The 13,846-nt window shown below is 57.1% G+C and carries 9 protein-coding genes and 1 rRNA gene; 4 read left to right on the forward strand and 6 right to left on the reverse strand.

All coding sequences use genetic code 11. From position 1 onward, the window contains the following. Positions 1–12 precede the first annotated feature (12 nt). Positions 13–1,554: ribosomal RNA gene (locus N1030_RS12045) — 16S ribosomal RNA — on the reverse strand. 702 nt (positions 1,555–2,256) lie between these two features. Beyond that, on the reverse strand, positions 2,257–3,906 hold the full coding sequence (locus tag N1030_RS12050; protein WP_265825721.1) for a LysM peptidoglycan-binding domain-containing protein: 1,650 nt from the start codon (positions 3,904–3,906) through the stop codon (positions 2,257–2,259). A gap of 166 nt (positions 3,907–4,072) precedes the next feature. Here N1030_RS12050 and rlmB point away from each other — a divergent pair, with 166 nt between their 5' ends. Continuing rightward, a complete protein-coding gene (rlmB, locus tag N1030_RS12055) occupies positions 4,073–4,831 on the forward strand; it encodes a 23S rRNA (guanosine(2251)-2'-O)-methyltransferase RlmB (protein ID WP_265825722.1) in 759 nt (252 codons plus the stop codon). 93 nt (positions 4,832–4,924) lie between these two features. Here rlmB and N1030_RS12060 read toward each other — a convergent pair whose 3' ends face one another. Next, positions 4,925–6,376, reverse strand: coding sequence for a sigma-54-dependent transcriptional regulator (locus N1030_RS12060; RefSeq protein WP_265825723.1), 1,452 nt, complete (start codon positions 6,374–6,376; stop codon positions 4,925–4,927). Beyond that, positions 6,354–8,288, reverse strand: a complete 1,935-nt coding sequence (locus tag N1030_RS12065) for a cache domain-containing protein (RefSeq protein WP_265825724.1) — start codon at positions 8,286–8,288, stop codon at positions 6,354–6,356. Before N1030_RS12065 ends, N1030_RS12060 begins: the two co-directional genes overlap by 23 nt. Before the next feature lie 284 nt (positions 8,289–8,572). On the opposite strand from N1030_RS12065, the gene N1030_RS12070 reads away from it, so the two are divergent. Continuing rightward, on the forward strand, positions 8,573–9,625 hold the full coding sequence (locus N1030_RS12070; protein ID WP_265825725.1) for a class I fructose-bisphosphate aldolase: 1,053 nt from the start codon (positions 8,573–8,575) through the stop codon (positions 9,623–9,625). 88 nt (positions 9,626–9,713) lie between these two features. On the opposite strand, the gene N1030_RS12075 is transcribed toward N1030_RS12070, so the two are convergent. Together N1030_RS12075 and cobT are read right to left on the reverse strand one after the other, a co-directional pair. Continuing rightward, positions 9,714–10,397 carry a DUF3313 domain-containing protein gene (locus N1030_RS12075; protein WP_265825726.1) on the reverse strand — a complete coding sequence of 228 codons (684 nt, stop codon included), beginning with the start codon at positions 10,395–10,397 and terminating at the stop codon, positions 9,714–9,716. A 162-nt stretch (positions 10,398–10,559) separates the two neighbouring features. Further along, the gene (cobT, locus tag N1030_RS12080; RefSeq protein ID WP_265825727.1) at positions 10,560–11,639 is read right to left on the reverse strand and encodes a nicotinate-nucleotide--dimethylbenzimidazole phosphoribosyltransferase; all 1,080 of its coding nucleotides are present in this window, start codon (positions 11,637–11,639) and stop codon (positions 10,560–10,562) included. A gap of 205 nt (positions 11,640–11,844) precedes the next feature. Between cobT and N1030_RS12085 the strand changes: the two genes are divergently transcribed. Together N1030_RS12085 and N1030_RS12090 are read left to right on the forward strand one after the other, a co-directional pair. Further along, on the forward strand, positions 11,845–13,224 hold the full coding sequence (locus N1030_RS12085) for a trypsin-like peptidase domain-containing protein (RefSeq protein ID WP_265825728.1): 1,380 nt from the start codon (positions 11,845–11,847) through the stop codon (positions 13,222–13,224). Positions 13,225–13,435: 211 nt separating this feature from the next. Continuing rightward, the gene (locus N1030_RS12090) at positions 13,436–13,624 is read left to right on the forward strand and encodes a ferredoxin (RefSeq protein ID WP_265825729.1); all 189 of its coding nucleotides are present in this window, start codon (positions 13,436–13,438) and stop codon (positions 13,622–13,624) included. Positions 13,625–13,846 lie beyond the last annotated feature (222 nt).

The following is a 13,846-nucleotide window of genomic DNA, read 5'->3' on the forward strand; positions in this document are numbered from 1 at the left end:
ACAAATTTCCTTAAAGGAGGTGATCCAGCCGCAGGTTCCCCTACGGCTACCTTGTTACGACTTCACCCCAATCATTAGCCCTACCGTAGGCGGCTGCCTCCCTTGCGGGTTAGCTCACCGATGTCGGGTAGAACCAACTTTCGTGGTGTGACGGGCGGTGTGTACAAGGCCCGGGAACGCATTCACCCCAGCATGCTGATCTGGGATTACTAGCGATTCCGACTTCAAGGAGTCGAGTTGCAGACTCCTATCCGGACTGAGACGCGCTTTTTGGGATTGGCTCCACCTCACGGTATCGCTGCCCTTTGTACGCGCCATTGTAGTACGTGTGTAGCCCTAGGCGTAAGGGCCATGATGACTTGACGTCGTCCCCACCTTCCTCCCGGTTAACCCGGGCAGTCTCCCTAGAGTGCCCAGCATCACCTGATGGCAACTAAGAATAGGGGTTGCGCTCGTTGCGGGACTTAACCCAACACCTCACGGCACGAGCTGACGACAGCCATGCAGCACCTGTCTCCTGGTTCTCCGAAGAGCACCCTTCCTTTTCGGGAAGGTTCCAGGGATGTCAAGCCTAGGTAAGGTTCTTCGCGTTGCATCGAATTAAACCACATACTCCACCGCTTGTGCGGGCCCCCGTCAATTTCTTTGAGTTTCAGCCTTGCGACCGTACTCCCCAGGCGGGATACTTAACGCGTTAGCTACGGCACCGAAGGTCAAGCCCCCGACACCTAGTATCCATCGTTTACAGCGTGGACTACCAGGGTATCTAATCCTGTTTGCTCCCCACGCTTTCGCTCCTCAGTGTCAGTATCGGTCCAGGTAGTCGCCTTCGCCACTGGTGTTCCTCCAGATCTCTACGGATTTCACTCCTACACCTGGAATTCCACTACCCTCTCCCGAACTCTAGCAATGCAGTATCAAGTGCAATTCCACGGTTGAGCCGTGGGCTTTCACACCTGACTTACAAAGCAACCTACGAGCGCTTTACGCCCAGTGATTCCGATTAACGCTTGCACCTTCCGTATTACCGCGGCTGCTGGCACGGAATTAGCCGGTGCTTCCTCTGAAGGTACCGTCAGCTGCGAAGCGTATTATTCTTCGCAGGGTTCTTCCCTTCTGACAGGAGTTTACGATCCGAAAACCTTCATCCTCCACGCGGCGTCGCTGCGTCAGGGTTTCCCCCATTGCGCAATATTCCCCACTGCTGCCTCCCGTAGGAGTCTGGGCCGTGTTCCAGTCCCAGTGTGGCAGGCCACCCTCTCAGGCCTGCTACTCATCGTTGCCACGGTAGGCCGTTACCCTACCGTCTAGCTAATGAGACGCGGACTCATCTATGGGCAGTAGCATGCAAGCAGAGGCCACCTTTAACGTTGCCATATTATCCAGTATTATCAGTCGTTTCCAACTGTTATTCCAGACCCATAGGTAGATAATCCACGCGTTACTCACCCGTGCGCCACTGTACTCATTCCCGAAGGAACTTTCTCGTTCGACTTGCATGTGTTAGGCACGCCGCCAGCGTTCAATCTGAGCCAGAATCAAACTCTCCAGTTTAAATCTGTGTCTTCATGATCAAGGGGGCTAATTCCCTTAATCACGCTAGCTGATATCTTTCTGTCCAACTCGCTATTTAATTGTCAAAGAACCTCAAGTTCCGCACGGCGTTTTCCGTAGCGGCGAGGGGTGCTTATGCCACTTCCTCGTCGCCCCGTCAACATCTTTTTTCAACTTTTTTTGAAGCCGTTTCAGCCACTCGACCTGAACCTTGCGGCTTCATGAAGCATTCTCAAGAATGACTCATGCGGTCGGGGTGAAACCCGGATGTGACGCCCTTGCGTTTGTGAAAGAACTTCTCGCCGAAGCGAGAGGCAGCTTCTACAGAGCTTCGCGTTCACCGTCAAGCTGTTTTTCAAACTTTTTCAGGTGTCCCGCTCTGCTCTGCCGGAACCGATCATTCGACCGATTACCTTATATGCAAGGGAGATAGAAGAATCCGTGCTGTGAAAGAACTGTCCCTGCCGCAGCAGGGAGGCTGTATCTATGCAAATCCCGCCCTGTCGTCAACAAAGTTTTCCGATTTTTTTTGAAGACGAGATCAACACACTGATTTTACATGATAACAATTTCGCACCACCCTTCACCCCACCCCCACTGTCTCCCTGAGGAGACAACGCACTCGCCCGCAGCCGCCCGTGGCATACAATGAAAAAGCCCCGACAAGTCGGGGCGTTCAATACATACTATGTATATAACCAGTTAGTTCACAAACAGCTTGAGCTGGTCGCCGGGGTGCAGCTGACTCTGCTTGTCTAACTGGTTCCAGCGCATCACATCCTGATGGGATACGCCGAACTTGCGGGCAATGGACCACAGAGACTCTCCGCGGCGCACCTTGTAGACAATGGACTTCTTAACCTCTTCGGCCTGCTTGCGCGAGGCAACGGTCTTCTTGAAGGAGTTATCGGGAACATACAGCTTCTGGCCGACCTTGAGCATGGACTTTGCGGTAAGCCCGTTGGCTTCCATCAGAGTCTGGATGCTCACGCCGGTCTCCCGCGAGATGGCCGACAGGGTATCTCCGGTCTGCACCTTATAGTTGCCGCGCTTCTGCGCAATGGAGCGAGTCTTGGCACGAGACATGTCCCAAGCCACAGCCGTGCTGGAACCGCCACCGGGGATCATCACACGCTGCCCGATGCGCAACACATTGCTGGAACTCTTGTTCACACTTTTCAGCACAGTAACCGGCACATTGAATTTACGGCTGATGCCATACCAAGAATCACCGGACTTGATGGAATAAGCCTTCCAACCTGCATAAGGTCTGGACTTGGCGGAGGCGATAAAATCGCCTGCCGTGGCCAGATGCTTGGCTGGCAGATAGACTGTGGCATCATGATCCGGCGGGCTGACCTGACGGCTGAATGCAGGATTGTAGGAGGAGAAGGTCTTCCACTCCATGCTGCAGGCATTGGCGAGGGACAGCAAGTCCGTACCGCCCTTGACGCGAACCTCGGCGAGTTCGATCCCGCAATCCTCGGCAATGGGTTTGAAGCCAAGCTTCTTGAGGTTGCGCATGATCTTCACAATGGCGAGAAACTTGGGCACGTAATGGCGGGTCTCCTGCCGCAGCTGGGCCTTATGGCTCAGCTTGTAGTTCTGCTGGGTCAATTCAAAGAAGCTTTCAGCGCCGGTATCTTTCATGGCGCGACCAATCTTGCCCTCGCCCGCATTGTATGCGGCAATGGCCAGATACCAGTCGCCAAAATCGGCATACAGTTTGTTCAGATAGTCCGCAGCCGCATGGGTTGCCTTGAAGGGGTCACGACGTTCGTCAATCCACCAATCATACTTCAGGCCGTACTTACGACCGGTGTAGGGCATGAACTGCCACATACCGGCGGCACCGGCGCGCGAATAGGCATTGGGGTTGAAGCCGCTCTCCACAAAGGCAAGGTAGACCACCTCATCCGGCAGGCCTTTTTCCTTGAACACCTTGCGGGCATAGGGAAGATACATTTCCGCCCGTTCGAGATACCGCTCGAACACTTCACGACGGGAATGGGTAAAGTACTTGAAATACTGCTCAACAACCTGGCGGTCACTATCGTCCATATCAATATTGATATTAAGACGGGTATTCAGGGCTTCCTGCTCTTCAGCGGTAAGCGGAGAGGAGTCCTGTCCGGGAGTTTCATCAAGAGAGGCGACATCCTCGCTCGGAACGTCCGGTTCTCCGGCAGCGTTCAGCCTGCCGGGCTCGCACACAGCTTCATCGACAGGAGCCTGAACAACCGGCTCCTCTCCGATAAGGGACTGTTTGGGAGTACACGCACCAAGAGCAATAACGAGCATAAGCCCGATGAGAAGCATCGCGGAGTATTTGATAGGTAGTATTTTTTGCATGCATATTCCGTTTTAGAAGTTGAGCCTACTTGCGCTGGCAACTCCGGCAGAGTATCTGCATCTTAACGTTGAACATTGCCACTACCGTAAACCCGAGGACAAAGCAATACGCCCTAGAATCTCTCATTTTATAGAGATTTTCAAGAATCAATAACAGGAAAGCGCCATGTCTACCGACAATCTCAATAATACCGATAGCATTTTGCCCGGAACCAAACCGGTGACCGAGCGGCTCAAATCCTCCCCCGAGCAGATCGACTCCGTACTCATTCGCAAAGGAAAATCAGGACATGATATTAATATCATTACTGATCTCTGCAAGAAGAACAAGATTCGCTTCACGTTCGTCCAAGAACCTGTGCTGGAAAAACTTTTTAACGGCAACCACCAAGGCGTGATCGCAAAAATCTTCGATGCAGGCTTTCTGGACGAAGACACCGTGCTGGAAATGGGTCTGTCTGCGCATCTGCCGCTGGTGCTGGTGCTTGATCAGGTGCAGGACCCGGGCAATGCCGGCACCCTTGCCCGTACGCTCTACGGCATAGGTGGCGGCGGCCTCATTGTGCCCAAGCATAACGCATCCTTCCTCGGTGCTGCAGCAGCCAAGGCTTCTGCCGGTGCGCTGGGCAAACTGCCCGTGGCCAAGGCCACCAATCTTTCGCGCACGCTCGAACTGGCCAAGGACATGGGCTACTTTGTATACGGCGCATACATGGGTGACAACGCCGAAAGCCTGTACACCGCCAAGCTGCATACGCCTGCCGTGTTGGTGCTGGGCAACGAGGAAAAGGGCATCCGGCCCAATGTTGGCAAGCGCATCGACATTTCCCTGACCATTCCCATGCGCAACGATTTCGACTCGCTGAACGTAGCACAGGCCGGGGCCATGATCATGTCGCAGTTCCTGGCCAAGCACGGCAGCTAGCCGAACGCCTCACCCTATTCCAAGACAAAACGCCCGCCCATGGTCGGAACCATGCGGCGGGCGCTTTGTTTCACCTGATATGTCGACGATACGTCAGAGATCCTGCGAAGAGATATTGTGCTTCTTGAGCAACGCATACAGACGTGACTGCGACACGCCGGAGCGCCTGATGATCTCCTTGATATTCCCTTCCGCGCTGACCATAAGCGCCTGCAGATAGTTTCGCTCGGCTTCATTGATGGCAGCCTCGCGGAACTCCGCCAGCGGCGGCAGGTCACGCCCTGCCAACTGCATGGCCTGCGGCTGGGAAGAAGCCTGCGCTTTAACCGGAGCAACGGCCAGAGGCTCCTGCGGTGGCGTCATACGGCTTCTTGCCACGGCGGCACGGAGGCTCGGCGGCAGATGCTTGGAGAACAAGGTGGGCTCAGAGGCGGCCGCAGCCACGGCATGTTCTATGGTATGGACAAGCTCGCGCACATTGCCGGGCCAGTCGTTGGCCTCCAGCGTATCTAGAAAATCCGAGTACAGCCCCTTGCGGTCCATGCCTGCACGGTCGCAGTAGATAGCCGCATAGTGTGTGGCCAGCGCGCGGATGTCGCCCTTGCGTTCCCTGAGCGGGGGAATGTCGATACGTACCGTCTGCAGGCGGAAGAGCAGATCGCTGCGGAAGGAGCCATCAGATACCATCTGCTCCAGATTCCTGTTGGTCGCCGCCACCAGCCGGAAGTTGCTGTGCACCTCCGCCTTGCTGCCGATGGGACGCACGGTGCGCTCCTGCAGCACGCGCAGAAAGGCTTTCTGCATGTTAAGTGGCAGTTCCCCTATTTCATCGAGGAACAGGGTGCCCCCGTCCGCCTGAATAACCAGACCTACCTGATCCTGATCGGCACCGGTAAAGGCGCCCTTGCGATGGCCGAAGAGAATGGATTCCACCAGATTTTCGGGCAGGGCCGCACAGTCCACCACCACAAAAGGCCCGCCTGCCCGCGAGCTGTTCTCATGAATGGCACGGGCGAAAAGCTCCTTGCCGGTTCCGGTCTCGCCGATGATAAGCACATTGGAATCGCCCCACGCCGCCTGCGCCACAAGGTCGAGCGAACGCGCCAGCCCCGGGCTGTCGCCCACTATGCGGTCACGCCGCAGCGCACGCACAGGCTGGCATACAGCCGTGCCCGTCCGCTCGCGCCGGTAGTCCAGCGCTCGCTTCAAGGTCAGGGAAATCTTCTGGATGGAGTCGGTCTTTTCGATATAGTCCCATGCGCCGTTGTTTATCGCGAGCTCCGCGCCGTCGGGATCCCCTTCGCCGGTGATGATGATCACCTCGGGTGCCGACGGGCACTTAGCCAGATCCGCCAGAATGGACAAGCCATTGCCGTCCGGCAGATGCACGTCGAGAAACACGGCGTCGATATTCTCGCGTCTGGCCATGGCAAGGCCCGACCCCAGATCTTCCGCCGTGGTGGCGTCATGGCCCATGCGCCGCACCGCCCTTGTCAGGGCGTAGCGCATGGATTCGTCATCATCAATAATGAGCACTCGGGTCATCGTCTATCGCCTTGTCGTTCACAGCAACGGATACGGTCTTTTGCTCATCCAGCAGACGCCGCACGGCGCTGCACAGCTCCACAGTCTCGAAGGGCTTGGTAAAGAATGCTGAAACGCCTACCGTCTTCCAGTCCTTGGGAATACGCGGCAACAGCCCGCTTCCTTCGAAACCGCTGTACAGAATCACCGGCAGGTCAGCCCGTACCTTATGGATTTCACGCGTCAATTCAACCCCTGTCAGCGTGGGCATCATATGGTCGGTCAACATAAGGTCCACACCGCCGGGGTCCGAGGCAAAATAATCCAGCGCTTCGGGACTGCTGGTCTTGCTGACCACATCGTATCCCAGCCGCGTGAACAGCTTGCTTACGGAGTAGGCAAGATCCTCGTCATCATCCACAAGCAGGATGGTCTCGGTACCACGAGGCAGCACAGCCACCTCCTCATGGGTTTCCCGCTCCTCGGAAATGCCTGTACAGGGAAGGTACACGGTGAAGTTACTGCCCTTGCCGGGCACCGACTGCACGGTGATGGTGCCGCCATGCATCTTGATGATGGAGTGGGACATGGACAATCCGAGCCCCGTACCCCCGCTCTTCTTGCGGGTGGTGTAGAACGGCTCGAAGATGCGCTTGGCCACCACCGGCTTCATGCCCACGCCGGTATCGGACACCACGAGACGGACATAGACTCCCGGAGGCAGGGCAAGCGCACGGGCGCGATCCACGGACAGGTCTTCCACGTCCAGCGTCACGGAAAGAGCCCCTTTCATGCCGCGCATGGCCTGCTCCGCGTTGGTGCACAGGTTCATGACCACCTGCAGCAACTGATCGGGGTCCGCCAGCACCTGAGCGCCGTGGGCGTTTATCTTCACCCGCACGTCGATGGTGGCGGGAATGAAGGTCTGCAACAGGTGCATGCACTCCTTGATGACGCTCTGCATATTCACAGCGTGACGGGGCGCATCTGTCCTGCGGCTGAACGCCTTGATGCGCTTCACCAGATTCTTTCCGCGCTTGGCGGCCTTGAGCACGTGCCGCAGATCCTCATGCACAGGGCTGTTCGTGGGCGTATCAGACAGAGCCAGCTCACTGCACGAAGTTATCGCTCCGAGAATATTGTTGAAGTCGTGCGCAATGCCCCCAGCGAATATGCCGATGGCCTCCATCTTCTGGGCATGACGCAGCTCCTTCTCCATCTGCTTCCACGGCTTGAGGATGCTGTTCACCATGACAAGACTGGTGGGCAGCACGATGATGATGAGCACAAGAATGGTACCGGTGCTGACCGTGAGAATGGCGTTGCGCAGGTGCGCGTCCAGACGGGTGCTCAGGCGCAGCTGCTCCGCCTCTATGGCGTCGATATAGATACCGGTGGCCAGCCAGAACGAGGTGCCGGGAATCATTTCGGCATAGGCCAGCTTGGGCGCTATGATGGCCTCGTTGGGCTTGTTGAAAAGATAGGTGACGAACCCGCCGCCGTTCTTGGCCTTCTCACCCAATGCGGCAATATAGGCGTTGCCCTGCGGGTCTTCGTGCTCGTAGCGGTTGCTCCCCTGAAACTCGGGGTGCAACGGGTGCGCCACGTTCACTCCCTGCTCGTCGTAAATGAAATAGTAGCCGGAATCTTCATAGCGAATGCCGCGGATGGCCTCCTGCAAGGTAAGCCGCGGGTCCTGCCCCGCCTGCTTTGCCTCGCGGACCGCATCCCCGAGCACATGGGCGAGGGACTGGACGGATTGCCGCAGCGTACGCTCGTAGCCGTCCATCATGGCGGACTTGGCCTCGGTGATGGCGTCCGACTCCACCTTGCCCATGAAATAGGTGTAGGTAACCCCGATGGCCGAGGCAAACACGATCATGAAAAGCAGCAGCAGGCCGATGCGGCTGGCTATGGTCACGTTGTTCTGCATGCGTATGTCCTGCGGTCGGCTGACGCAATGCGCCGACCGTTTCGTTCACAGGAAGGAGCCGGGCTGCCGGTCCCAGAAGGCATCCGGATCAACCGGAATGCGCCATTCCTGACGTGCGGTACACACTGACGTAAGACAATACCCTGCAAAAGTACAGACTGCCCGGACAAAGAGGCAGCCTCTCCTGCCGAACCGATTCCTTTCCATCATTATAATGTCGGAGAACCATTATTCCTGTATGCTTGGCGCAATATGCTCAAAACCGCGAATGGAGGAGTCACTTCATGTCCGACGTTGCAACTAAGCTCGGCAAGGACGCCGAATATCTTCTGACCCACGAATGCAAGACCTTCAGGAAGGAAACCCTTATTCTGCCCGGCCCCGACTTTGTCGACCGCGTCTTCGCACATTCAGACCGCCCCATTCCGGCCCTGCGCAGCCTGCAGCAACTTTTCGATCACGGACGCCTGGGGGGAACCGGCTACGTTTCCATACTCCCGGTGGATCAGGGAATCGAGCATTCCGCCGCCGCCTCCTTTGCGCCCAACCCCATCTATTTTGATCCCGAAAACATCGTGAAGCTGGCGCTGGAAGGCGGCTGCAACGCCGTGGCGTCCACACTGGGCGTACTGGCCATGGTTGCCAGAAAATACGCGCACAAGATTCCCTTCGTACTCAAGTTCAACCACAACGAACTGCTCACCTACCCCACCTTTGAAGACCAGATCCTCTTCGCCTCCATGAAGCAGGCAAGAGACATGGGCTGCGTTGCCGTGGGCGCGACCATCTACTTCGGCCACGCCACCAGCAACCGCCAGATCATCGAAGTGGCCCGCGCCTTTGAAATGGCGCAGGACATGGGCATGGCCACCATTCTGTGGTGCTACACCCGCAACAACGCCTTCAAGAAGGACGGAGTGGACTACCACGTTTCCGCCGACCTGACGGGTCAGGCAAACCACCTTGGCGTGACCATCAAGGCGGATATCGTGAAGCAGAAGCAACCCGAAAACAACGGCGGCTACACAGCCATCAATTTCGGCAAGACCCACCCTGCCGTCTACCAGTGTCTGACTACGAACCACCCCATCGACCTGACCCGCTATCAGGTTGCCAACTGTTACATGGGCCGCGCGGGCCTCATCAATTCAGGCGGCGCATCCAGCGGCGCCGACGATCTGAACGAAGCCGTGCGCACGGCTGTCATCAACAAACGCGCTGGCGGCATGGGCCTCATCTCCGGCCGCAAGGCGTTCCAGCGCCCCATGCAGGAAGGCGTAGACCTGCTGAACGCCATTCAGGACGTGTATCTCGACGACACCGTCACCATTGCCTAACGAAACCCCACAAGCCCACATAGAACGCCAGGACCCACGAAAAAGGCCGCCCCAAGGCGGCCTTTTTCCATCTCATGCCCCCCGCTGATTACTGCGGGGGCGGAACAACACGGGCTTCATCCATACGCTTGCGTACCAACTCTGCCCATTCCTGTATGGCAGTCTTTGCCTGCCCCAGCTTTTTATAATTATCGGTGGAGTATTTATCGCCTGACTTACGGTCCCTGAACATGGCCAGCCGTTTGCCAGTCATGGAATCACGGACTTTCATCTCGACGGCAATCGCCCCCACATTGGCATGATCACCGGTCACGGCCTTCTTGGCAAAGGAGAGGACTATGCCCACGGGAAGAATGGACGTAATGGTGTTCATCACCGGTTTTGACTCCTGAACTTCCGTGATGGCTATTTCCAGTCGGGCCACCCGGGGACCGGGATCATCCACAACGGGATAGTCCGTCCCCAGCGTTATCACCAGCGCCTCGCGCATAGCCACAGTCAGCTCCTGTAGTTCTTCGAGAGCAATACCGCTTTCGTCCGCCATCTGCTCCGGCAACCACAACTCTACATCGTTGATTATGAACTGGTCGTAGTGGGCAGCCACCATATCCATTCCAGGAGTACGCCAGGCATAAGCGCCATCAAGCGAAGGATCTTCCCGCAAGAGCGAATAGGTAAAGCCGTCGCCCAGAAATCCCTCCTCGGGCACCTGTTTTGCTGAACACCCTGCCATGAATACCAACAGGCATAGTAACCATATGGATTGTTTCATGCGACACTCCTTGTTCCGAGTTCGTATCCGATTCTCAGCCCACCAACCACTCTCCATATAACCACGTCAGGATATGCCATGAATTATTATAACCGCACCCAATAAAAAAGACCGCCGACACTGCTGCCGGCGGTCTTCATCATCATTCCGGACAGGGAGACGCTACAGCGACTCTGCGCCCTTGGTCACGCCAGCACCGCTGAACGTGGCCATGTCGTTGAATATGTTGCAGGAAGAGCGCAGCAGGAACAGGGTGAGCGCAGCCCCCGTGCCTTCGCCCAGACGCAGGTTGAGGTCATGCAGCGGCTTGATGCCGAGCGCGGCCAGAATCTTCCGGTGCCCCTGCTCGGCAGAAGCGTGAGAGAAGAAGGCATAGTCGCGCACATGCGGGCAGATGGCCGCAGCCGCCGTGTAGGCTGCCGTGGAAATGAAGCCGTCCACCAGCACGATTTGCTCGTTCTTGGCTGCGCCAAGGATAAGACCGGCCAGTGCGGCTATCTCGTAGCCGCCGAGAGCGGCAAGCACGTTCACGGCATCGCCGGTCTGAATGGCGGCCTTGTTGGCCTGCAGGGCACGCACGATGACCTTGGTCTTGTGCAGAATACCCTTGGCGTCCAGCCCCGTGCCCGCACCGGTGATTTCCGCAGGGTCGATGCCCAGATACGCACTGTACAGGGCCGTTGCCGGAGTGGTGTTGGAAATACCCATTTCGCCCGTAGCCACAGTGCGGCAACCGTCGGCAGCAGCCATATCCGCCAGCTCTATACCGAGCAGCAGCGCCTTCAGACAGTTTTCACGGCTCATGGCGGGGCCGTTCACGAAGTTTTCCGTCCCCTTCGCGATCTTCCGCTGAATCAGCTTGGGATGCTCAGGATACTCGCCGCCGCAGCTACCCGCGTCCACAACCATGAGATCTGCTCCCACGGTCTGGGCCAGCACGTTGATGCCTGCGCCGCCGTTCAGGAAGTTGAGCACCATCTGGCGGGTCACTTCCTGCGGGAAGAGAGAGACGCCTTCGGCAGTCACACCGTGGTCGCCCGCAATGGTATATATTCTGGCAGAGTCGGCAGTCAGGGGGCGCACGCCACGCTGAATGCAGTATATACGAAGCGCCGTTTCTTCCAGACGTCCAAGGCTGCCCTTGGGTTTGGTCAAATCATCCAGGTGCGCCTGACCTGCAACCTCCAGAGAGGTATTCACAGGGGCAATGGCCTCTACGGCACTGGCAAAAAGCTGTTCCATGACAAATAATCTCCATTGATTCACTTGGGACAATCCAGTGGGCGACACGCTACGCATTATGCCCTTCTGTGGCAAGCGCCCGGGTGCAGTCCAAAGCGAAGTCCATCTTGCCCGCTTATCTCCTTGAACGACCTCTCGACGCATGCTACCCTTTTCCCGCAATATGTCCCATGGCCACCGGCCAGACACACAAGGAACGCATCCCATGAAACGCCTCACTCCGTTTACCCTGCCATATATCATCGCAGCTTTGCTCGCGCTGGCCGCCGTGCCGGCCATGGCCATTTCAGACAAGGAATATGAAGCGCTGGAGGCCAGCCAGAGCCTGCGCATAACGCCGGTTGTCCGCGCCGTACAGAAGGTGGCTCCCGCCGTTGTCAACATAACCACCCAGCGCATGGTGGAGCGCAGCAACTCGCCTTTCGGCGAACTGTTTCAGGATGAATTCTTCCGGGAGTTCATGGACAGAAGAGGCGTTCCCCAAAAGCAGATACAGCAAAGCCTTGGTTCGGGCGTCATCATCGACGGCAAGCAGCAGCTCGTGCTCACCAACGCCCATGTAATAGAAGGGGCCACCGCCATTCAGGTACTGCTGCAGGACGGACGCAGCTTTGACGCGGACATGGTCGGCTCCGACCCCGACTTCGACCTCGCCGTACTGCGGCTCAAGAATGCCGCCGACCTGCCGGAAACCCCCATGGCCAGTTCCGGGGACATCATGCCCGGCGAAACCGTCATCGCCATTGGCAACCCGTTCGGCTTCGGCCACACCGTCACCACAGGCGTGGTTTCCGCACTCAACCGCTCCATCAAGACGGAACAGGGCGTATTCACCGACTTCATCCAGACCGACGCGGCCATCAATCCCGGCAACAGCGGCGGACCGTTACTCAATATCGAAGGCCAGCTCATCGGCATAAACACGGCCATCTTCGCCAAGGCGGAAGGCATAGGCTTCGCCATTCCCATCGACAAGGCCAAGCGTGCCGTTACCGAGCTGCTTGATACGGGCAGCGTCTCCCCTGTCTGGCTCGGCGTAGCCGGTCAGAACATCGACCAGCGCATGGCCTCTTGGCTGCGCCTCAAATCCCCCCGCGGCATGCTCATTACCGAAGTATATGCAGACACCCCTGCTGCCACGGGCGGCCTCAAGCCGGGCGATGTCATGCTGGGCCTGAACGGCATTGCCGTAGAAGACAACGATCACTACCTGCAACTCCTGCGCAACCATACGCAGGGCGAACTCATCCGGCTACAGATGCTGCGCGACGGCAAGCCGATGAACCTGAATCTGCGCACGGTGGCCCTCAGCCCCGCCATAGCCCGGCAGCTTGCCGAACAGCGCTGGGGCTTCGTTGCCGTTGCGGCCAAGAACGGACTCACGGTGCAGTCGGTACGCGCAGGCAGCCCCGCCGCCCAGCTTGGCCTGCAACAGGGGGACATCATAGTCAAAATCGGTGGCGTGGCCATGCAGAACTACGGAAACTATCTTTATGCCTTTACCAAACACCGTCTGGATGCCACAGTTCTCATGCTTGTAGCCCGCGAAGGACGCGGTTATTATGTCCGCATGAAAGTCCAGTAATACGAACAAGATATAATGCTTTTTCAGCTTTTTCCCCGGCCCTGCCAGCAAATGTAGCGTGATAATGTGCTTCAAGTCTTGACACCTGCTAAGCTGACAGCTATCTGCAAAATCGATGAGTCCAATGTCCCCGATTTCCGAAGCTCTCGGAGCACGGGACCTAAATTTAGAAGATTCCCGTAAGGAATCAAAATAAACCTGGAGGAATACCATGGGTTGGAACGTAACTGTTGATGTTGACAAGTGCACCGGCGACGGCGAATGCGTAGACGTATGTCCCGTTGAAGTTTACGAACTGCAGGACGGCAAGGCTGTTCCGGTTAACGAAGAAGAGTGCCTGGGCTGCGAATCTTGCATCGAAGTGTGCGAGTCCGACGCCATCACCATTGAAGAAGTTTAAGCATCAGTCGTAATTACCTGTTACGCACTTGATCTGAGCCGGACGGTGGAAATAATTTTTTTCCACCGTCCGTTTTCAGTATCTGGCGGCCTGCAGTAAGTAGGGCCTTACCCGCGAGAAAGGCTGCATCCCGTCTCTCTCAGACCATCCGGTCCACGGCCCGCCCGCAAGCTTCTGCCCAAGCCGCCGATTCAGGAAAAGCACGCGTTGCAACCATTGCCC

Origin of the sequence: Desulfovibrio mangrovi (assembly GCF_026230175.1) — a bacterium.
Taxonomy (GTDB): Bacteria; Desulfobacterota; Desulfovibrionia; order Desulfovibrionales; family Desulfovibrionaceae; genus Halodesulfovibrio; species Halodesulfovibrio mangrovi.